Annotated in this window: 18 protein-coding genes; 11 read left to right on the forward strand and 7 right to left on the reverse strand. The window is 30.3% G+C overall.

The annotated features are described in order from the left end of the window. Nucleotides 1–184: 184 nt before the first annotated feature. Entirely contained in the window at nucleotides 185–1,450 is a 1,266-nt protein-coding gene (locus tag EG57_RS0203785; RefSeq protein WP_052037734.1) for a methyl-accepting chemotaxis protein, read from the forward strand. Between the two features lie 100 nt (nucleotides 1,451–1,550). On the opposite strand, the gene EG57_RS0203790 is transcribed toward EG57_RS0203785, so the two are convergent. Genes EG57_RS0203790 through EG57_RS0203800 form a run of 3 tightly spaced genes read right to left on the reverse strand, consistent with a single transcriptional unit; the run spans nucleotide 1,551 to nucleotide 6,550 of the window. After that, a complete protein-coding gene (locus EG57_RS0203790; RefSeq protein ID WP_341350099.1) occupies nucleotides 1,551–2,531 on the reverse strand; it encodes an indoleacetate decarboxylase activase in 981 nt (326 codons plus the stop codon). Nucleotides 2,532–2,539: 8 nt separating this feature from the next. Further along, entirely contained in the window at nucleotides 2,540–5,137 is a 2,598-nt protein-coding gene (locus EG57_RS0203795) for an indoleacetate decarboxylase (RefSeq protein WP_032075963.1), read from the reverse strand. A 27-nt stretch (nucleotides 5,138–5,164) separates the two neighbouring features. Further along, complete coding sequence (locus EG57_RS0203800) at nucleotides 5,165–6,550, reverse strand: radical SAM/SPASM domain-containing protein (protein ID WP_032075964.1); 1,386 nt, start codon at nucleotides 6,548–6,550, stop codon at nucleotides 5,165–5,167. 391 nt (nucleotides 6,551–6,941) lie between these two features. Here EG57_RS0203800 and EG57_RS0203805 point away from each other — a divergent pair, with 391 nt between their 5' ends. Continuing rightward, nucleotides 6,942–7,910, forward strand: coding sequence for a D-2-hydroxyacid dehydrogenase (locus EG57_RS0203805; protein WP_032075965.1), 969 nt, complete (start codon nucleotides 6,942–6,944; stop codon nucleotides 7,908–7,910). Nucleotides 7,911–8,113: 203 nt separating this feature from the next. Here the strand turns inward: EG57_RS0203805 and EG57_RS0203810 are convergent, their stop codons facing one another. Beyond that, nucleotides 8,114–8,383: a hypothetical protein gene (locus EG57_RS0203810; protein ID WP_029161915.1), complete on the reverse strand. Its 270-nt coding sequence runs from the start codon at nucleotides 8,381–8,383 to the stop codon at nucleotides 8,114–8,116. Between the two features lie 255 nt (nucleotides 8,384–8,638). On the opposite strand from EG57_RS0203810, the gene EG57_RS0203815 reads away from it, so the two are divergent. Next, a complete protein-coding gene (locus EG57_RS0203815; protein WP_032075966.1) occupies nucleotides 8,639–9,484 on the forward strand; it encodes a protein phosphatase 2C domain-containing protein in 846 nt (281 codons plus the stop codon). A gap of 97 nt (nucleotides 9,485–9,581) precedes the next feature. Here EG57_RS0203815 and EG57_RS0203820 read toward each other — a convergent pair whose 3' ends face one another. Then, nucleotides 9,582–10,073 (reverse strand): peptide deformylase, encoded by a 492-nt coding sequence (locus EG57_RS0203820; RefSeq protein WP_032075967.1) that lies wholly within the window; start codon nucleotides 10,071–10,073, stop codon nucleotides 9,582–9,584. A gap of 107 nt (nucleotides 10,074–10,180) precedes the next feature. Here EG57_RS0203820 and pdxR point away from each other — a divergent pair, with 107 nt between their 5' ends. Next, nucleotides 10,181–11,605, forward strand: a complete 1,425-nt coding sequence (pdxR, locus tag EG57_RS0203825) for a MocR-like pyridoxine biosynthesis transcription factor PdxR (protein WP_032075968.1) — start codon at nucleotides 10,181–10,183, stop codon at nucleotides 11,603–11,605. Nucleotides 11,606–11,728: 123 nt separating this feature from the next. Continuing rightward, entirely contained in the window at nucleotides 11,729–12,601 is an 873-nt protein-coding gene (locus tag EG57_RS0203830) for a LysR family transcriptional regulator (RefSeq protein ID WP_032075969.1), read from the forward strand. A gap of 113 nt (nucleotides 12,602–12,714) precedes the next feature. Here the strand turns inward: EG57_RS0203830 and EG57_RS0203835 are convergent, their stop codons facing one another. Next, nucleotides 12,715–13,131 (reverse strand): TOBE domain-containing protein, encoded by a 417-nt coding sequence (locus tag EG57_RS0203835; protein ID WP_032075970.1) that lies wholly within the window; start codon nucleotides 13,129–13,131, stop codon nucleotides 12,715–12,717. 374 nt (nucleotides 13,132–13,505) lie between these two features. On the opposite strand from EG57_RS0203835, the gene EG57_RS0203840 reads away from it, so the two are divergent. From EG57_RS0203840 to EG57_RS0203855, 4 genes are all read left to right on the forward strand, one after another. Continuing rightward, nucleotides 13,506–14,576: an HD-GYP domain-containing protein gene (locus EG57_RS0203840; RefSeq protein ID WP_032075971.1), complete on the forward strand. Its 1,071-nt coding sequence runs from the start codon at nucleotides 13,506–13,508 to the stop codon at nucleotides 14,574–14,576. Between the two features lie 16 nt (nucleotides 14,577–14,592). Further along, nucleotides 14,593–17,430 carry a hybrid sensor histidine kinase/response regulator gene (locus EG57_RS0203845; RefSeq protein ID WP_032075972.1) on the forward strand — a complete coding sequence of 946 codons (2,838 nt, stop codon included), beginning with the start codon at nucleotides 14,593–14,595 and terminating at the stop codon, nucleotides 17,428–17,430. 39 nt (nucleotides 17,431–17,469) lie between these two features. Next, nucleotides 17,470–17,832 (forward strand): response regulator, encoded by a 363-nt coding sequence (locus EG57_RS0203850; RefSeq protein ID WP_029161925.1) that lies wholly within the window; start codon nucleotides 17,470–17,472, stop codon nucleotides 17,830–17,832. Between the two features lie 257 nt (nucleotides 17,833–18,089). Continuing rightward, nucleotides 18,090–18,554, forward strand: a complete 465-nt coding sequence (locus tag EG57_RS0203855) for a GreA/GreB family elongation factor (protein WP_029161926.1) — start codon at nucleotides 18,090–18,092, stop codon at nucleotides 18,552–18,554. A gap of 241 nt (nucleotides 18,555–18,795) precedes the next feature. Here EG57_RS0203855 and EG57_RS0203860 read toward each other — a convergent pair whose 3' ends face one another. Further along, nucleotides 18,796–20,082 (reverse strand): glycoside hydrolase family 18 protein, encoded by a 1,287-nt coding sequence (locus EG57_RS0203860; RefSeq protein ID WP_032075973.1) that lies wholly within the window; start codon nucleotides 20,080–20,082, stop codon nucleotides 18,796–18,798. A gap of 100 nt (nucleotides 20,083–20,182) precedes the next feature. Here EG57_RS0203860 and EG57_RS0203865 point away from each other — a divergent pair, with 100 nt between their 5' ends. Further along, the gene (locus EG57_RS0203865; RefSeq protein WP_242859805.1) at nucleotides 20,183–21,061 is read left to right on the forward strand and encodes an amidohydrolase family protein; all 879 of its coding nucleotides are present in this window, start codon (nucleotides 20,183–20,185) and stop codon (nucleotides 21,059–21,061) included. Between the two features lie 195 nt (nucleotides 21,062–21,256). Further along, a complete protein-coding gene (locus EG57_RS0203870; RefSeq protein ID WP_032075975.1) occupies nucleotides 21,257–23,113 on the forward strand; it encodes an APC family permease in 1,857 nt (618 codons plus the stop codon). The last annotated feature ends 55 nt before the right edge of the window (nucleotides 23,114–23,168 follow it).

Genomic DNA, 23,168 nt, shown 5'->3' on the forward strand with positions numbered 1-23,168 from the left:
CTGCACAAAAAGCGAATAATACCTTGAAATATATTGTAAAAAGGCGTAAACTGGAAATTAATAATATATACTTACATATTTAAATAATTTTGGAATGGAAAGTTTTTTATATAACTATATTAGCAAACTATTTTGCATGCTAAATTTTGAAGAGTATATTATAAAATAGAAGGGAAGTGTTAAAATGCAATTTTTTAAAAATTTAAGTATAAAGAAAAAAATCATATCAGTATTTTCTATAGTTTGTATCTTTATGATTTTAATAGCAGCACAAAGTATATCAAAGATAAATGATGGGTCTAGAAATGGAATTATAATTATTACAGTGGCAGCACTTTTAATTATAATTTTTATGGCGTACATATTAATTCAGAGTATTATGAAACCATTAAACAAGATTAAATTATTTAGTGAAAAACTTTCCAATTGTGACTTTACATATGAGATTAAGAACATAAGAAGTGATGAATTTGGACAAACAGAAGCATCATTAATAAAAGCACAAAATAATATTAGAGAACTTATAAATACTATTATAGAAAATTGGCAGGGGATAAGTACATCTTCTGGGGAACTATCACATTTAGTTGAGAAAATAACATCTAAAATAGAAAATATAGATCACTCAACAATGGAAGTAAATAAAGATGTTCAAGAAGAAAGTGCCACATCAGAAGAAATAACAGCATCTGTTGAAGAAGTTAACTCAAGTATGGAAGAACTATCTTCAAAAGCTATGAATGGTAGCAGTAATGCTTCTCAAATTAAAGAAAGAGCAAAAGAAGCTCAATTAAATAGTAAAAAAATATTGGAAGAAGCTCATGCTGTTTATGATGAAAAAGAAGAAAATATAATAAAGGCTATAGAAGATGGAAAAGTGGTAGATGAAATAAAAGCTATGGCAGATGGAATTGCAGCAATTGCATCACAAACTAATCTACTTGCGCTAAATGCAGCTATTGAGGCTGCAAGGGCAGGAGAAGCAGGGAAAGGGTTTGCAGTAGTTGCAGAGGAAGTAAAAAGTCTTGCAGAACAATCATCAGAAACTGTAAATTCTATTCAAAGTACCATAGCAAAGGTAGAAAATGCTTTTGAAAATTTGTCAAAGAGTGGTAATGAATTACTTCAATTTGTTATAAATCAGATTAGACCTACATTGCATGAATATCAAGATTTAGCAAAACAATATGATGAAGATGGTAAATTTGTGAGTTCCATGTCCGAAGAAATTGCATCTATGTCCGAAGAAGTGGAAGCTACAGTAAATCAAATTAGTACAGCAGTACAAGTCTTTGCAGAAAATTCTCAGCTTTCTGCAGAGCGTACTGGAGATATTAAAGGTAGTATTGATGAAACCACAAAATCTATGGAGCAAGTGGTACAAATATCGAAAAATCAAGCAGAACTTATACAAAAAATTGATAAATTGGTACAAAAGTTTAAGATATAAGAAGGATATTTAAGAAAAAGTAGAAATGCCCTCATGTCATAAATGTGATGTGAGGGTATTTCTACTCTTTTCAAATTACTTCAGAATGGATAGGTTTATTTTATCCGATTATACATTTGATACCTTGTTCTTCTACTACCTTTTTTAATTGTTCTAATTTATCAGCTTCAGGGGATTTTGTGTCCTTTAATTTATATTCTTTACCCAATTTATCATATTTGCTCTGTCCAAGGTTGTGGTAAGGTAATATATTTATTCTACTTATCCCGTTATCGTATGCAAATTTTGATGTGTCTTTAATATTTAAAATATCATCATTACATCCTGGAATTAAAGGGATTCTTATTAAAATATTTTTGCTTTTCTGAGCTAAACTACAAATGTTACTTAATATTATTTTATTGGATACCCCTGTATATTCTTTGTGTTTTGAATTATCCATTTGTTTAATATCACATAAGAACAAATCTACAAAAGGTATAAAAGGTTCAATAACTTCAAAAGGTGCATAAAGTGTAGTCTCTATTGCCGTATTTATATATTCTTCTTTACATGCTTTCAATATTTCTAAAGCGAATTCATGTTGATATAAAGGCTCTCCACCAGATAACGTAACGCCACCATTTTTTCTAAAATATGAAATGTCGCGGTTTATATATTTCATTACATCTTCGACCGTCTTTAAATTTCCCCAGGTAACTAATCCTTTATTCGGGCATGCATCAACGCAATCAAATGTCAAACATTTTCTACATTTTTCTTTATTTATCTTAATATAATCTTCATTTGACGTTAATTCAGTAATTTCTTCTATAGCTTTATTTTTACAAGCTATTACACAAGACATACAGTGCTGACACTTATCCACGTGGTAACCAACTTCCGGTAGGGCATCTTGACCCTCAGGGTTTGAGCACCACCAACATTTCAGTGGACATCCTTTTAAGAATACAATAGTTCTAATGCCTGGTCCATCATGAACTGAAAAACTTTGAATATCGAAGACTGTTCCTGTTTTATTTGTTATTTTAATTCCCTCCTTTATAAATATGGGATGGTGTATGTATATTCCATCCCATATTTATATTATTATACTGATGTTCCGTATTCTGTTCTGGCGATAATCTCATCTTGAATTGGTTTGCCAAGTTCAACCCAATATGCACTAAAGCCAGCAACACGTACAATTAAGTCACGGTAGTTTTCAGGATGTGCCTGTGCGTCTCTAAGCATTTTGGAGTCCACTATATTGAATTGAATATGGTAACCACCATTGCTAAAATAGCCTCTAATTAGGTCTACAAGGTGATGAGATCCTTCAGTGCCTTTAACAGCATTAGGATGAAATTTCATATTCAACTGTACGCTACGCATATCAGTACAATCCAGTTTAGCCCCAGAATTTAATAGAGCTATGGGACCATTAACGTCAGTTCCTGGAGTTGCCGAAAGGATGCCGTCGGTTAATGTTACACCTGCTAATCTTCCATCAGGTGTTGCTCCACATACACGACCAAATGGGCCATGTGATGATATGGATAATGCTGCCGGAACCCAATGATAGCCCAAATAAGTGGTTTGTTTTGAAACTACATCTTTATAATGCTGCCACAAATCTACAAAAATACTATCAACATAATCATCATCATTACCAAACTTTGGTGCATCAAGACATAGTTTATGAATCTTAGCCCATTTCATATCAATTCGTTTTTGTTCAAGCATGGAGGTGCGATTATCTGATTTCTCATAACCGAAGTTTTCTTTCAAAGATTGTTTTAATTCATCCATAGTAAATAAATTTTCTTCAAATACGCACTTTTTTATAGCAGCAAAACTGTTTGCTACATTAACCATTCCTGAATTCAATAAGGTTACTGACTTATTATAGCGGCATCCATTTTCGTCCATAGGCCTACCAGTCTTAATACAATCCTTCATTAACACCGAAGAAAATACTAGAGGATTTATTTCACGACGCATTTGTACCGTATAGTTCCATGAATCCATGTAAAATTTAAGATATTTTGATTCAACTTTGCACCATGCATCCCACAGCTTTTCATAACTGTCTATTTCTCCTAGAGGATCATAGCATCTTACATTTGTTCTTGGATCAACACCATCATTAAGAACTATTTCAAGAATCTTTGGTTCATTAAAGAATGCTGGATGTGTGATACCATGTGAAGTTCCCTGTGTTCCGATTTCAACACATCCTGCAATAGCTACATCTCTTGCATCCTCTAAAGTAATATCCTCTTCACTTTCATCTATTAATAAATGTTGAATGCTAACATCGTTATTGAAGAATGCTGGATATCCACCGCCACTCTTACAGCATTCTGCAGCTTTCATCATCAACTTATTGCTGGTCTTTGAACTTACCTGGACTCCAAGGGTTGGCTGTATTGTCTGCATATTAATGCCGGCTTGTAAAATATCAAATTCTAGGTCATTTTCTGCTGGCAGCCCATTTTTGTTTACACCACCAACTACCAAATGTTGGTATGCATTTCCAGAAGCCATTGCAGACCATGCACGTGGTGCAATGTACTCATTTCCTGAGAACTTGATACGTATCTGTTCCATTGCCTCAATAACTTGTGCACGTGTTAACTTTCCTTTTTCAAGATCTTTTTTATAATAAGGGTACAACAATTGTCCCCATCTTCCTGGTGAAAGACCAACTACAGAACAATCTTGTCCTACAGCAATATGGCCTATCCATGCAGATTGAAGTGCCTCCATGAAATTACGTGCAGGTTTTGCAGGAACCCATTCAAGCATTTCTGCTATATTTAATAATTCTTTTTTACGTGTTATGTCTGTTTCAGTATCTGCATCTTCGCGAGCTTTTTTTGCATAGTTCTTTGCCCAATTTATTACTGCTTCACAGGAGATAATTGAAGCTCTCCAGAATAAGATTTTTTCTGCAACATCATAGGTAGTAGGTAAAGTATTGGCAATATGTTCCTTACATTCATTGATAACATCCTCAAGACCGCGTTCTACGATTATATCATAAGCAGGTACCCATCTGCCTTCCATTATGGAAACAACACTCAAAGGCCACATATTTACTTTATAGCCATTATTAAAGGTTTCTGCATCAGGCATATTTTCGTTAATAAATTTTTCAGCTGATTCATCAATACATTTGCCTTTCCAATAATTGCAAGCATCCAAAAGTGGTTGAACATCCTCATCTTTGATTGCATAAATTCCACACTGCTTTAAACCTTTTATTTCAACATGTTTACGTCCGCCGCCCATTCCTATATCATATATTTTTTTGTCTTCTAAAGATTCGGCGTGACTTAACATAATTGGATAGAATTGCTGACTGTACTGAAGATGAACTGGTGCTCCACGTGTGTAACGGGTTTTCTGCATTACAATTAATTCATCAGGTAGAATTGATGGAGTAACATTTTTTAGTGCATAAGCATAAGCTTTAGCATGACGTATTAATACAGGCTGACCATCACATTCACGCCATTTTTTTGTAAATAAAATTGAAAATTCTGGGTCCAGCATAAGTCTTGCATCTAAATAACGTTGTTTGATTTTTTTATTTCTTTCAGTTGAAGGTTGTCCTTTAACTTCACGATCAATAAATCCAGATTCTTCTTTTTCTTCTGTAGTTGGTGGCCATGTAGGTGTTTGATTCTTTTTAAATTCCATAGAGCATTCCTCCTCGATTAAAATATTTTATATTTTGTTGGTGCCCACACATAGTGAACATAGGTGATATTTCTTAATATCTTGATTTAAAAGAGCATTCTGAAGTTCTTTTATTTTACTGGACTTCCACACATTATCGATACCATCTTTAATGTGACCTAGTGGCATATCACAATCAATGTCATAACAACATGGAGTGATACTCCCATCCCAAAGAACATTAAGTTTAGTAAATGGTTCTACACATAACGGTTGCAGTTTTGATACACTGGTTATAGGCTGTTTACTGTATAAGGTAATATTACCGTTCTCATCATAAAATTTTGGATCTCGTTCGCGACTTAGAGGAATAAATCCAATATGATCTACAAAAGGACGGATGGGCTCAAGAAATTTTTGTGCACGTTCCAGCGATGGCTGATTCCATTTTGGAATAATAGAAGATATCATAATCCATATCTTTCTATGTAAATTCATTTCCTCACGTTCTTTATATAGAGCCTCCAATCCTTTGCAAATATCCATTAAGCGGGCTCCTTGTCTAACAGCTTCATATGACATTTCATTTATACCATCAATAGAGATTCCTATTACTGAAGGTTTCGCTGACAACAATTTTTGGCGAACCTCTTTATTTATAAGGGATATGCCATTAGTTTGGATTCCAACAGTACAACCAGCCCGTTTTCCACTTTCTATTAATTTATCTAGTTGATTGTGAATCAAAGGTTCACCCATAAAAAAGAGTTTAATGGAACCTTTTTTTATGATGGGGAAAGTAGTACCAAAAATTAAATGCTGTACTTGCTTAATAATTACTCTATTCTTCCATCCGTTAAGCATTTCATCGAAAACCGCTGTATCCATAAATCCCACCTTGCGGGTCATCTTACTGCGAGGGCACATAGTGCAGTTTAAGTTACAGGCATTAGTTGGCTCTACTTGAAGAGTTAATGGTGAATCAGGAATTAATGCTACTATTGGATGATTGTATGAGTTTATATGTATCCATCTTTTTAAAATATTTTCAGCACTATGTTCTAGATTCCTTTCTCCAAGTTTATGTGCGTAAAGTTTTACTTCTTTAACCATTTGAATTGTATTTGCTCCAAGCACATCACCACCGTGAAGTGTAAGCTCTGTAATTTGTACTGTCTGTAATATTACCTGATTTGCAAATAGTCTATGAAGTTTGTCTGCCTTATTTGTACTTAATGATTGGGTAATTAAATTTTGCAAATGCTTTAATCCCTTAGTTTTATCACCTTTTGCAATATGAGCCATTGCTAGACAATAGCGAACTTTGATATCATCTGGATGTTCAATTAAAATAGTTGAAGTAAGGCTTATGATACTTTCATATTTTTCTTCACTATTTAGCTGAGATAATGCTTTCATCATATCGTCTTTCATTCTTTTGTCTCCTTTATAATTTACAACCGTTATTTGGATGAATTTAACTAATGGATACCTTTTGTATTAGAAATAGGTTCATAGCAATTTAAGCAAATCCTAGTTATCTATTTTATTGAAACAAGGTTGCAGAAATGATAAGCATTATATAGTAATATAATGCTATTTGAACCCATAATATATTTATTCTACATAATATGATATAATCCTCTATAAAAAGAAGTATTTTTAATAAGTGTAATATTTTTCATAATAAACATACTCAACTATGTAAGAAATTAAGTAATAATTCTATAAAGAAATAATATGAAATTGAAAATATAAAGTTTTTAGCTTATTAAATTTATAATTATATTTATAGTATAATGGTACTGGAAGGAAGTGATATTACATGAGAGTTTTAGTTGTAATTCCATTAAGTGAAGATGAAAAACAAAAGCTTAAATCAAAGATGCCAGAAGCGGAGTATATTTTTATATCAGCTAAAGAAATTAGTGATGAAATTGTAAAAAGTGCTGATATAATTATTGGAAATGTTCCTCCAGAATACATAAAGGGAAGTAAGAAGCTTAAATGGCTTCAGTTAAACAGTGCAGGCACTGATGGATATTGCGAAGCTGGTGTAATTACTGAAGGAGCGTATCTTACAAATGCATCAGGTGCTTATGGTCTTGCAATATCTGAACATATGCTTGGTATGTTGTTTGAAATTAAAAAGAAGTTGAATTTATATTATATGAATCAGAAAAAACATATATGGAAGGATGAAGGAAATGTTACTTCAATAGAAGGAAGTACAACATTAGTTGTAGGTCTTGGTGACATTGGAGGAGATTTTGCTAGAAAAATGAAGGCACTTGGAAGTTATACCATAGGAGTAAAGAGAACCAAAGGAGAAAAACCAGAATATATTGATGAATTATATACAATGGAAGCTTTGGATGAACTTTTGCCTAAAGCAGATGTAGTGGCTTTAAGTCTTCCTGGGACAAAGGATACTCACCATTTGTTTAATAAGGATAAATTTAATTTAATGAGAAAAGATGCAATCATTCTTAATGTGGGAAGAGGAAGCTGTATATGTACTGAAGATTTGTGTGATGCTCTTGAAAATGGAATTATTAGTGGTGCAGGTCTTGATGTAACGCAGCCAGAACCGCTGCCACCTGAACATAGATTATGGGATGCGCCAGGGGTTGTTATTACTCCTCATATATCAGGATTTTTTCATCTTCCAGAAACTTTAAGAAGAATTGTTAACATAAGTATTGAAAATCTTGAATATTTTAAAAATCAGCAGCCACTAAAGAATATAGTGGATTTTAAAACTGGTTACAGAGATAATAAGAAAAAAATTTAATAGAAGTATATTAAATTTATACAAGTTCATAAGCAAGTGATATTAGTAAATAAAGTGATAACTGTATTTATAATTGTTTATCACTTTTTTTATTATAGTAAAATGACTCAAAATAATATTTGAAATTTTTGGCTTTATAATATACTTCTTAAACAAATATGAGAAAGGTTATGCTTAAATTTTTAAATATTTTACGTAAATTATTAAGGATTTTTAAAAAAGTTAATACCTTTTAATTTAAGCAAATTTATTAATGAATTTGAAGTATAGTTTAAGTTAGAATAAGTTGGATTTTTATCATATTCAGTGTGCATAGAGGATTTTGAACTTACTTTCTTAACTTTAACCTCAGAAGAATCTGAATTAGGAGATGAACTTGTCCTTGTAATATATAATTGAGGATTTGAAAGAGCATTTATCTGATAGGCTTGATTATAATAGCTGTAGTTGTAGTAATTAGAAGAAACATTCATAATTTTACCTCCAAAAGTTCATTTATTTATATGAATTTAAAGATTTTTGATATAACTAAGAATCATCTTTCATTATTAGTTTTTAACTTATGAAGCTTCGTTTTGTAATGTGTTTATATTAATTGAAAGTTATGTATATGCCAAAGTTCAGTTATGATATAATATAAAGGATTATATGAAAAATATATTATTAGAAATATGAGATTATGCTATAAATACAAAATAATATTCAATAAGATTAAGGGGTTAAGATTTATGAAGTTTTCAACATATGATTTTATTTCGATGTCAGAGGATAGGGTTAATGAAGATATTGCTTATGCAGATGATAGTTATGGATGGGCTATAGATGGTGCAACAGGACTTAATAAAACTAATTTGACAGGTTCTAAAGGCGATGTATATTGGTTTGTTAATGAGTGGAATAATTACTTAAAAGACAATATTTTAGATAAATCAAAAGATATTAAGGAAATTGTTTCTAACGGAATAAGCTTTATAGGTAATAAATTTGATAAAATTTCTTCATCAAAGCATCCTGATAAAGTTGATTTGCCAGCTGCTTCTATAACTATAATTAGAATTAACAATAATAAAGTAGAGTACTTTTTACTTGGCGATTGCACACTTATGGTTGAGGATAATAATGGAAAGTTAAGTATTATTAAACAGACATTGCTTGATAAACTAGATAATATAGCAAAAGCTGAAATGAATAAATTAATGTTAAATGAAGGAATAAGTTTTATTGAGGCTAGACAGAGAATAAATCCATTACTTATTAAACATAGATTGCTAAAAAATACTTCAGAAGGTTATTGGACATTAGGATTTGATAAAAATGCAGTAGAAAATTCTATTTATGGGTATTTGGATTTGGAGCAATGCAAAAAGGCATTATTAATGACAGATGGTTTTTCAGCAATTTTTGATAATTATAAATATTTACAGGCTGAAAATCTTATTTCAATTGTTGAAGAACAAGGATTGTATCAAGTATATAAGAATATAAGGCTTATTGAAGAAAAGGATGCAGATGTAATGAAATTTCCTAGATTTAAAAAAAGTGATGATGCATCTGCAGTGATATTTTTACAATAAGTTATTGTGTTACAAAATAAAGCTTTGATATTTAAACTGAATTCATATAATTTTTAAGGGAAGCTAATAGCTTCCCTTACTTTGCTTTTTACAAAATTTATAAGTTGTTTTTGTTTTTTAGATAGAAAGATTTGTTGTCTATAGCCCTCATTGTAGCTAAAATACCATCGAGATGATCATATTCATGATGTATCAATTCTGATAGATCGCCTTCAAGCTTTACTGTTCTGTCTATAAAGTCTATATCTTTATATATAACAGTACATTCTTTATAACGGTTAACTTTTACTAAAAGATTTGGAAAGGACATGCAGTCATCCATTACTTCCATGATTTCCTTGTTGTCAAATTTTAATATAGGATTAATAAAAACTATAGGTTTATCAATATACATATATATTAATCTTTTAAATACACCAATTTGTGGAGCAGCAATTGCTCTTCCAGCATTATATTTTTTACGAAAGTCAATTAAAGTATCATGCAAATCTAGAACAGTTTCTTTGATTAAATCTAGTTCATCTTTTTTAACAGGTAAACTTTTTTTATATAAAGCATCATTTCCAAGTAACAGTATTTCTTTTAACATAATATAACCTCCCTGTTTGCTATATGTTGTAAATTTGATAAAATAATACTATAAAATCGTAATTATAAAAAGGTACGATTTTTATAAAATTTATGGGGATGATTTTTATGGAAATACCAATATTTATTGAAAGACATAGTGAAAAACCACTGTATATTCAGATATATCAATTCTATAAAAAAGCCATACTGGAAGGAATACTTAAAAAAGATGATAGGCTGGAATCCATAATGCAGCTTAAGAATAGACTTGGTATAAGTAGAAACACAGTTCAGGCTGCATATGATCAATTATTATGTGAAGGATACATTTATAGTAAGAATGGAAGTGGATATTATGTGGAGGCTATAGAACACCAAATAAAAACTATTACAAATGAAAACGGATCTTTGAAGCTTAAAAAGTTAAAGAGTATTCATACAGATGATAAAGTATATATTTACAATTTTAAACCTGGTTCAGTAGATCAGGAAAGTTTTCCATTTACGGCCTGGAGAAAAATTGAGCAAAGTGTCATGAAAAAAGAAAACATAGATATACTAGCTTATTCAGACCCTAGAGGTGAATTTGAATTAAGAAATCAGATTGCAGAATATGTCAAAAATTCAAGAGGAGTAGTTTGTTCATCTGAACAGATAATTATAGGTGCAGGAACTCAAACCTTAATGGCAATATTATGTGATTTATTTAGTGAGTCAAATAATAAGAATATTGCTTTTGAAGAACCAGGGTTTTCAGCTGTAAGAAAGGTTTTTGAATGGTATGGATATAATATAAATCCAATTGAATTAACAAGAATGGGAATGAATATAGAAAAACTTGAAGATATTAAAATAAATCCTAAGTTTATATATGTAACACCATCTAATCAGCATCCTTTAGGAATGTCTATGCCTGTTTCAAATCGTATAAAACTTCTTAATTTTATTAATAAGTGTAGTGGATATGTTATTGAAGATGACTATGATAGCGAATTTAGATATAATGTAAATCCAATACCTTCACTTAGAAATTTGGATAGTGAAAATAGAGTGATTTATCTTGGCACTTTTTCGAAGACTCTTTTTCCTGGAATGCATGTTGGTTATATGATTTTACCTGAAAGTGTAATGAATATTTTTATTGAAAAAGGAAGTTTTATAAATCAAACTGCATCAAAAATTCATCAGCTTACCATTGCAAAATTTATGAAAGAAGGTCTATTTGAAACTCATCTCAGAAAAATGAGAAGTATATATGCTAAAAAACAGCAGTTTCTTATAAATTGCATAAGAAAAGAATTTGAAGATAATGTTCAGGTTTATGGTGAAAGCTCAGGAGTTAATATTGCACTTCGAGTAAAAAACAATCTAAATGAAGTGGAACTTATAAATAAAGCCTTAGAAAATGAAGTTAAGGTTTATCCAATATCATTTTATTATTTTGATCAAAATAATTATAAGAAACCTAATATGGTAATAATGGGATATGGACATTTGAGTTGTGAGAAGATAGAAAATGGTATAAAGCTCTTAAAAAATTCATGGTTTTAAACAATCAAATTTGTTTAATTTTAATATATGGATGTTATAATATAAATATGACAATTTTGTATTAATATAGATATGTATGCTAGAAGAAATATTTTTGGATTTGAAGGGAGAAAGGTAATTAATATGACAATACGTCATTTAAAAATATTTATAGCTGTATATAATGAGCGAAATATGACTATGGCTGCAAATAAATTATTTATAACACAGCCTTCTGTAAGTCAGGCAATTAAAGAGCTTGAAAACTATTATGGTGTTGAGCTATTTGAGAGAATATCTAATAAGTTGTATGTTACTGAATCGGGAAAAAAAGTATATCAATATGCTAAACATATAATGAAGCTTTTTGATGAATTGGAAGATGGACTTAAGGAAAATGCTCCTAAGAAAAAACTTATAATAGGGGCTAATTATACTGTTGGTGTTGTTTTAATACATAAATACATTAAAAAGTTTAATAGCTTATACTCTAATTCTGAGATTAAGGTGATAGTAAACAAAGCATCTATTCTTAAAGAAATGCTTAGAAAAAATGAATTGGATCTTGCTCTTATAGAAGAAATAAAAAATGAATCTGATTTTATAGAAGATTTTTTTTATAACGATCGTATTGTTGTTGTTGCTGATCCGGAGCATCCTCTGTTTCAACAAAATGAGGTAACCGCCTATGATGTAGTTAATGAACACCTTTTATTGAGAGAAAAGGGTGCAGGTGTAAGAAATCTATTTGAGTTAAAGATGAATCAAATTGGATTAGTTATTGAGCCTTATTGGGAAAGTACAAGTACTACAGCTCTAATTAATGCAGCAGAAAATAAGATTGGAATTGCAGTGTTGCCTTTTGAATTGGTTAAAGATCATATTGATTCGGGATGCTTAAGAGAGTTGAAGGTGAAAGATATAGATCTTAGTAGGAAACTTATAGTTATATATCATAAAGATAAGTTTTTAACAAGTGCCATGAAGGATTTCATTGAAATATGTCATGAGCTATGATAAATAAAGAACCTTGTGGTTTTATAATAAAATATTTTTATCTTGCAAAATCACAAAGCTCTTCTATTATTATTCAAACAAACTAATATAAGTTAATAGGAAATTTATATGTGTTATACAGCTATCATAACTGATGTAGCTTTAATAACTGCTTTTGCTTTAACTCCAGCTGAAAGACCAAGTTCTTTTACTGCGGACATTGAAATAGTAGAAGAAATTGTATTTCCACCATTAGTTTTTAAAGTTACGATTGCATTTACTGCACCTTCTTGAACTTTTACAATTTCACCATCTAGTTGGTTTCTTGCACTAAGTTTCATATCTCCAATACCAATCATTACTTCTGTAGCTTTAATTACAGCAATTGCTTCTTTGCCTGGAGTAAGGCCAAGTTCCTTTACTGCTTCCATGGAAATAGTAGAAGTAATTACATCATTACTATTTGACTTTAAAGTAATAATTGCATTTACTGCACCTTCTTTAATGGATTCAACTTTACCTTTTAATTGATTTCTTGCACTAATAATCATTTTATTCTCCTTTCTGCTGCTATTAGCAGCCTAAACATTAATATTTTTATATAATTATGTAAATTTTTTAAGCACTTATTAATAAAATTTAAAACATAAATGTTAATATGGACATATAATAGCACAATATTACTATAGAGTCTAATTATATAATTCTATACTTAATATAGGTAAATACCTATAGAGATAGTAGACTTATAAGTAGTAAAAAGTTTAAGAATATGCTAATATATTTAAATAATAATGCTTACTAATGTTATTTTGCTTTTATGCTTAGTTGACAAAGGGATGCTGTATTTTTTAGTATAGAATATTTTTTATAAAAGTTTTTTTTATTATATAGCAAAAATTAATTATTTCATTTGGAGGTATATATGAGAGTTGTTGGTGTCTCTAGCCTGAAGGGTAATGAAGTACTTGGAAGGCAGATTTACGATGAATTAGGAAGGGTTTTACTCAATGTTGGAGTACGATTAAAGCCTTATTATATAGAAAGAATTAAAGAACTTGGAATTATTTCAGTATACATTGATGATGACATATCGAAAAATGTGGTTATTGAAGAAAGTATTTCTGAAAAGACAAGGCAAATGGGTAAACATGCTGTCAAAGAAATGATTGGGAAATATTGTCGTGAAGGTAAAACTGATGATAGTAGTGTTATGAATTCAGTAAATGCAGTAATTGAGGATGTAGTATCAAATAAAGATGTTTTAATAAATGTTGCAGAAATAAGTTCAAGTGATAATAATATATATTCTCATTCTGTAAATGTTTGTGTATTAGCTACAATAATAGCAACTCATATGGGTTATAGTCCATTAAAGCTAAAGGATATAGCAGCGGGGGCATTACTGCATGATATAGGTAAAATAAAAATCTTGAATGATAAGAAGCTTTTATCAGAATTTAAAAGCAAAGAAGAATTGGATAAATATATTACACTTATGCATCCAAGGGTTGGTTATGATTTTTTAGGAGATCAGCATGTTTGGAATGCAACTGTAAAGGTAGTTGCATTAATGCATCATGAAAGAAGCGATGGAAGTGGATATCCTTTGAAATTGCAAGGTGATGAGATAAACCAAATTGCAAAAATGGTATCTATATGTGATGTATTTGATAATTTGATATCAGGAAGAAATAATAAAGAAGCCAAAAGTGTCAGTGAAGTTATTGAATATCTTGTAGGTATGGGTAACACTTATTTTGATGTAGAAATGGTTAGAAAATTTACTATGAATATAGCTGCATTTCCAACTGGAAGTGGAGTTATGTTGAGTTCAAATGAGAAGGGGTTAGTAATAAAGCAAAATAACTCAATGCCAACAAGACCAGTGATAAAAGTTATATATGACAAGGCAGGAAATATACTTTCGGAGCCTTATGAAATGGATTTATTAAAGGAGCTAACTCTTTTTATTTCAAAAACTTGTGAGCTTTAAATTTAGGAGGGATTTTATGAATGGTGAAGATAATTGTATAAATATTGACTGTCTGAAGCTAGTTAATAGTACTTTTCGGAAGTTTTTAGATATACATAGCACTAATTATCATATTGAATTAAAAAAATCATTGGAGGAAATAGGTTCATTTTTTAATTTAGATAGAATTTATATATATTATTTTTCCAAAGATCCTACTTTTATGCAAATAGAATGTCAATGGAATAGGAATGGAGTAAGACTTAAAAGAGAATTTAATGAGGAAGAGGTAGTTTATACCTTTCCATGGTTAATTCGAAAAATTAAAAATAGTAATGATGTTGCAATAAATAACATAAATGAGATTCCAGATGAAGCAGTATCAGAAATAGAAACTTTTTCAAAGGAAGGAGTAAAATCTTTTCTTGTAATTCCACTGAAAAGTGAAAATAACTTAATTGGGTTCATAGGATATGAAAGCTTGTTAAGGTCTGTAATTTGGAAAGAAGATAAAATTAGAATATTAGGAGATATTTCAAAAGCATTTTCACATGCAAAGGCAAGAATAGAGAAAGAAAAAGCGTATGAGAAAGATATTAATGGACAATCAATTTTGCTTAATAATTGTGAATCACAAATTTGGGCTTTAAGTAATGTTACTTCTTATGCAACTGCAAATGAGGCGCATGCAAAGTTTTTTGGAAAGACCAAAAGTGATTTAGAATATCAAGATTTATACGATATATTTGATATAGATATTGCCAATAAGCTTTCTAAAAGTAATTGGGAATTGTTTCAAAAGAGTGAACCAGCAGAAAAAGAACTTGAAATTAAAAATTTTAAAGGTGAAAATAGACTACTGAAGATTAAAAGTAGACCTCAAAGAGATGATAAAGGTAATATACAGTATCTTATTTGCACTGCTAATGATGTTACAGAACAAAGATTGGCAGAAAAGGAATTATACAAGGCAAAAGAACAAGCAGAAGCAGCCAATGTAGCAAAAAGCCAGTTTCTTGCTAACATGTCTCATGAAATAAGAACACCTATGAATGGAATATTTGGATTTCTTCAGCTTTTGCAAGCAACTAATTTATCCTTGGAGCAAAAAGAATTTATGCGTGAAGCAAAATCTGCTTCAGAGATATTATTACATATTATTAATGATATATTAGATTTTTCAAAGATTGAAGCTAGAAAGCTAGCTATGGAAAAAATCAAATTTAATTTAAGAAATGTTATTGAAGATGCAGTTTCATTACTTGTTCCAAAAGCTGCAGAAAAAAATCTAGAGCTTTATACCATGATTAGTCCTAATGTACCTGAAGAGGTTATTGGTGACCCATCAAGGCTTAGACAAGTTTTAAACAATTTAATAAGTAATGCAGTAAAATTTACAAACAAGGGTGAAATTTCTGTAAAAGTTGATTGCTTAAAGGAAGAAAATAAAATAGCGTTTCTTAATTTTGAAGTAAAAGATACTGGAATTGGAATTCGTAAGGAACATATTAACACTATTTTTAAATCTTTTAGTCAGGCAGATGCTTCTACTACTAGAAAGTTTGGAGGAACAGGTCTTGGACTTGCTATATCTAGTGAGTTAGTAAAAATGATGGGTGGTAAGATCCAAGTGGAAAGTACAATAGGGGAAGGATCTACATTTAAATTTGATATAAAGTTAAAGATTGTAAAAGGATCTTTAGTTCAGAAATTTGACTTTGAAAAGCTTCGTGGTATGAATGTTTTAGTAGTTGATGATAATGATAACAATAGAAAAATTGTAGGTTCATATCTTCAAGGAATTGGACTTATGGTATTTGAAGTTAAGAATGCAGCAACCGCGATCACTACTATTATTGCAAAAGCAAATACAAAAAATAAAATAAATATTGCTATTATAGATTATCAAATGACAGATATGAGTGCATATGAACTAGCAACCACATTAAACACAATGCCTTTTGCAAAGGATGTTAAGTTAATACTTTTAACTTCTGTAAATCAAAAAGGAGAAACAAAGTATGCAAAAGAGCATGGCTTTTTATGTCATTTGAGCAAACCTGTAAAAAGAGATGACTTACTTAATTGTATTGCTATGGTATTTGGACTTAAAAAAGAATATGAGGAAGAATGTAAAGTTGTAAACAAACATAGAGTTAAAGAAGTTAAAAATGAATCAAAACCTAATATTTTATTAGTTGAAGATAATGCAATGAATCGAAAAATAGTTATAAACATACTTAAACTACATGATATGACTTGTGATGTGGCAATGAATGGCTGTGAAGCATTAAAATCAGTATCAGAAAAGGATTATGATGTTGTTTTTATGGATTGTCAAATGCCAGTAATGGATGGCTATGAATGTACATATAAAATAAGAGCTTTAGAAGGAGATAAAAAGCATACTACAATTATTGCAATGACTGCAAATGCTATGGAAGGGGATTCAGAAAAGTGCATTGCAGCTGGAATGGATGATTATATAAGTAAACCTATTAATTTTGATACTATGTTTAAAATGATAGAGGCGAATACTAAAAAGAGAGAACTTGTACCTGATTATAATAAAATAATAGATAACAATATTGATTATTTTATTGAAACTACAGGCCTTGAAAAAGCAGATGCAAGAGAAATACTTGAAGAATATACAAGATGTCTACCTGATTTGTTGGAAGATGTTGGACATGCTATTGCTGACAAAGATTTTGATAAATTGGCAGGAGTAACTCATGAGTTGAAAGGTTCTTCTGGAACTTTAAGGATACTTTCTATTCATGAATTGGCAATAAAATTAGAAACATCTGCTTTCAAACATGAAGAAGATGAATGTAGTAGAATTTTTTCTGAAATAAAAGCTTTGTTTTACTAGGAGGGCTTTAAAAATTACAGATATAAAGGAGTTTTTGATATGAAAAAGGTATTAATAGTTGATAATTCGTCATATATGAGAATGTTTGTGAAAAAGATTATTGAAAAAGGAGGCTTCCTTAACACCTTTGAAGCATCAGGGAGAGAAGAAGCAATAGAAATATTTAAAGCTGAAAAGCCAGATATTGTACTCTTAGATTTGAACATGTCGGAGTTTAGAATGGATGGTATGCATGTATTAAGTGACATAATAAAAATTGATCCTGAAGCAGTTGTAATTATTATGTCAGCAGTAGGACACGAAGAAGTAAAGGATGAATGTATAGAAGCAGGGGCAAAAGGTTATATTAAGAAACCTTTTACTACTGAAAGCTTATTGAAGGCATTAGAAGAATATAAATAAGATTATATAAAGTTCGCTTCTACTATATATATTGACAATTATGAGTAACAGGTTAAATGAGGTTGCTTACTTGTAATATAATTTCCCATAATTAAAAAACAAAATAGTAATGTATTGAATAAAAGCAGCATTTGCATGAAAATTAAAGCTTTATGTGAATGCTATTTTTTATAATGATATTTAATAAATTAATTTGAATTTTTTTCTATATATTATATAATATTAACATAATATATGTCAGGAGGGGTTATTCTCATATGAAGAATATACTAACACAAGAAAATATCGATAAATTAAAGGAAGAATTAGATTATAGAATGACTGTGAAAAGGGCTCAGATAGCAAAAGAAAAATTGGTAGCTGCTGCACATGGCGATAGATCAGAAAATGCAGAATATAAGGAAGCTTGTGCAAATTATAGAGAAAACGATAATAGAATTCAATATTTATTAACCATGATTTCAACTGCAATTGTAGTAGATGATAAAAGCCAAGATAAGTCAGTTATAGGAGTTAATAGTAAATTTAAAATTAAATTTGTAGAGGATGAAGACGAAGAAGTTGTATCATTAGTAACTACTGTAGATGCAGATCCAGAAAATATGCTTATAAGTGTAGAATCAGATTTGGGAAAAGCATTAATGAGCAAAAAAGCTGGAGATATAGTTGAAGTTAACGCTCCAAGTGAAAATTATACAGTGGAGATATTAGAAATACTATAAACTTATATTTAATGGAATCTAATTTTTGTATGGGTATAATTTGAAGCACTTTATTAGTATTTAAAAATTGAATACTAGTACAGTGCTTCTTTAGTAGAAGAGCATTTACATATTCAGCATAATTCACAGAAAAAGTGTGAATGAGAAATATTTTCCAGGAAATAATTAACATGATTTTGAATTACCCAAACATAATACTAATAAAAGTATTATGTTTGGGTAATATGAGAAATAGTATAATCTAGCGTTTTATTACATTAAAATTATTTTCTATAAGTAGCCAATTTTGAGGGAAAGAAAGACCTAACTTCCAGTAGCTTACACCTCGTAAACCTAATTCTTTTACAAGATTAAATTTTGCTTGAATTGATCTTGCATCTTCAAACCATACTTCATGTTGTCTTCTAGCCTCATCTGTATAGTTGAAATGAGGAGCTTGTGCCTTATAGTCATATTTAATTGGTACATTATACTTAGCAGCAAGCTCAATAGCTTGTTGAGGACTAACTGCTTTTGCGAATTTACCTCCAGGTACAAAAGGCAATGTCCAATCATATCCATATAAATTTTGGCCCATCATAATTTTAGAAGCAGGTATTTCAGTTAGAGCATATTCCAGCACTTTTCTAACAGGACCTATTGGTGATACAGCCATTGGTGGGCCACCACTATAACCCCATTCATAAGTCATTATTACAACAAAATCTGAAATTTCTCCATGAACTTTATAATCATGTGCTTCATACCAAGCACCTACTTGAGTTGCACTGGTTTTTGGAGCAAGAGCTGTTGACATTAACAATCCTTCTGAAGATAATCTTGCTTTTGCCTTCCTTAAAAATCTGTTATAATTTTGTCGCAATTCAGGAGGTAAAAATTCCATATCAAAGTGTACGTCTCTAAAATTATATTGCTTTGCAAGTGCAATGATGTTGTTAAGCAAACGATTTTGTATTTCTGTATTCGTTAAAATGATCCTTCCAAGTTCTGCACTGAATTTTCCCTCTTCAATATTAGTAACTACCATTATTAAGCTTGCATTATTTGCTTTAGCTATATCTGCAAAATTATTTAAAGGAGGGGGATCCAAAGTTCCATTTCGCTGAATGCGGAAGCTGAATGGTGCTAGATATGTGAGAAATGGAGCTGTACTTCGAGCTGATTGCTCTAATTCAGGAGCAACATTTCCTCCTATTGGTTCAACATATGCGTTTATTTCTGCATTTCTTTTAGGACGTGGTGGAATGTACAATTTTAATCCAACCTGTAGAGGTGTATCAGGTGAAATTCCATTAATCTGTGCAAGTCTTCGATAATTAATACCAAAGCTGCGTGCAATGCTATATAGGCTATCTCCAGGTTGAACCCAATAATAGCTTCCAACTATAGGTATTACTAGCGTCTGTCCTACTACTAATTGATTAGGGTTTGGAACTTCATTGGAACGTACAATTGCTGAAACTGTAGAGTTGTATAATCGGGCAATATCAAATATAGATTGTCCTGCTTGAACAACGTGGATTTGCATAGTATACTTCTCCTTATAAAAATTATACAATATTATTATATGGTATAGAAAAGGGAAATGTACTATCAAAAGGATAGTAATCTTAATAAAAGTTAAGAAGGTGATTTTATTGATAATTGATTCGCATATACATATTGCACATAATAATTTGTTTAAAAAAAATCAGTGGAGTAATTCGCCAATTGGATTGCAAAGACAGTGGCTTACTGAAATTTTGAGGGAATATAAAAAGAAAGATGTATGTGCTTTAAGGGATGGAGGAGATGGAATATTTGCTTCCTGCTTAGCACGGGAAATTGCAAAAGAGGAAGGAATAATATACAGAACACCTATATTTGCAATTTGCAAAAAAGGCCATTATGGATCATTTTTAGGAAGAGCTATTGATGGAATAGAAGATTTTAAAAGAGAATTTCATATTTTAAAAGAAAGTAAACTAGATCATCTTAAAATTATATTAACTGGAATAGTTAATTTTGATAAATTTGGTGATGTGGGAGATGTGGCATTTTCATATGATGAACTGGAATATATGGTGAAAAATGCAAAGGAATATGGAGTTCCAATTATGGTGCATGCTAATGGTAAACGGGGGGTATCTCAGGCTATAAAGGTAGGAGTTAATACAATAGAACATGGATTCCTTATTTCGGATAAGGAGATATATGAAATGGCAGAGAAAGAGATAGTATGGGTACCTACTCTTTCTCCGCTGGGGAATATACTTAAAAGAAATGATAGTAATTTTAAAGATCAGATAGATACAATAAGAAAAGTATATGCCATACAGATTGAAAACATAGCAAAAGCTTATGAAATGGGTGTTAAAATTGCACTTGGAAGTGATGCGGGTGCATATGCTGTACCTCAGGTTAATGGCATTTTTGATGAAATAAATCACTTTGAGAATATTGGATTTAGTAAAAGTGAAGTATTAAAAATGTGTTTAGAAAATGGTTCTCAAGCTCTTAATATATAGATAAAAATATTTTAAGTTAACTTATTGAAGAAATAAAAAAGTTAATATTAAGTGAGAGAATTATAGGAAAGTATAAATAATAAAAAATAAGTAATACTAAAAATACATTAATATTACTGTTAAATTTATAGACTTTTACTTAGTATACATTAATACTTACAATATTTTTATAAAATAATATAGGAGCGATAACTAATGAGCATAAAGTTTTCAGATATTTTATTAGGAGAACCTTTAGCTAATGAACAAGGAAGTCATGAAAAGTATAATGTTCCTTTTGGACTTGCAATTATGGCTAGTGATGCAATATCATCTGTAGCATATGCAGCTCAAGAAATTCTTTTTGTTTTAATAGTTTTAGGAGCATCTGCATATAGATGGTTAACATGGACTTCTTTTATGATTATAGGATTGCTTATAATACTTACCATTTCTTATATTCAAGTCATCAGAGCCTATCCACAAGGTGGTGGAGCTTATAAGGTGGCAAAGGAAAATATAGGTGCTAAAGCTGGTTTAGTTGCTAGTTCAGGATTAATAATGGATTATATACTTACTGTGGCAGTTAGTGCTAGTGCTGGTGCTGATGCTATTACTTCTGCATTTAGTAGTTTGATGCAATATAAAGTTATATTTGTTTTAGCTATAATCATAATTTTAACCATCTTAAATTTAAGAGGAATAAGTGAATCATCAAAAATTTTTGCTATACCTACTTATATTTTTATCTTTAGTATGGTTTTGATGATTACTTACGGATTGTTTAAGTATTTTATACTAAATATTCATCCAAAGCCAATGTATTCTATTCCATTAAAGGGTACGGAAGCTTTATCAATAATTCTCATTTTGAGAGCTTTTTCTTCAGGCTGTTCTGCCTTAACTGGTATAGAAGCAGTGAGTAATTCTGTTCCTAATTTTCAGGAGCCTAGCCAAAAAAATGCAAAAATTGTTATGGTACTGTTAGCAGCTTTGATATTTTTTATATTCGGAGGTACATCCATACTTACTATATTTTATACAGCAGTACCAATTACAAATGGTCCTACAGTGGTTTCACAAATAGCATTTGCCATTTTTAATAATGGAATAATGTATTATATAATACAGTTTAGTACTGCCATAATTTTACTTATGGCATGTAATACAGCGTATACTGGTTTTCCAATGCTTATGTATATAGTTGCAAAAGATGGTTTTGCCCCTAGACAGTTCACTACTAGAGGTAAGCGACTTAGCTTTTCTTTTGGAATTGTTGCCTTATCATTTATAGCTTGTATTTTAGTTATTATATTTAAAGCAGATACTCATAGGTTAATTCCGCTATATGCAGTTGGTGTATTTACATCTTTCACTTTAGGCCAATTTGGTATGGTAAATCATTGGAGGAAGGAAAAAGGAAAAAATTGGAGAAAAAGAGCTGCTATTAATGGTTTTGGTGCATTGGTTACTTTAGTTACAACAATAATAATATTAGTTGAGAAATTTAGTCAAGGTGCGTTTATAGTTGCAATTTTAATTCCAATTATAATTTTAATTCAGATAAAAATTAAAAATCATTATGATAAAGTTGCTAGTGGTTTAAGTATTAGCAAAATAAATTTAAAAAAAATAGACTTGAGAAGAAAATACGATCATGTCATAATAGTTCCAATAGCTAGTTTGAATAAGGCAACAATAGGTGCACTTGAATATGCCCAAAGTATAAGTGAAAATGTTATTGCACTCAATATTTCAACAGATAAAGAAGCAATGGAGAAGTTAAAACTTAGGTGGAATGAGTTGGATACAGAGATACTGCTTGTTTCAAAATATTCACCTTTTAGAGCCATAGTAACTCCACTTATAGGATATATTGAATTAATTGCAAAAGCAGCAGGAGATAATGAAAAAATAACAGTAATTGTTCCTGAATTTGTCACTCATGAACGATTTGGTGAGTTTTTACATAACCATACCAGTTTTTTTATTAGAGAAACGTTGTTAAGAAATAATAATATAATTGTTTCTACTTTTCCATATCATTTGTCAGATGAAGATGATATAGATTAGATAGTTAATTTATTGGTGAATAGTCATATTAGTAAGACCAACACTTTAGATTTGC

It is taken from the genome of Clostridium drakei (genome assembly GCF_000633595.2).
Lineage (GTDB): Bacteria > Bacillota > Clostridia > Clostridiales > Clostridiaceae > Clostridium_AM > Clostridium_AM drakei.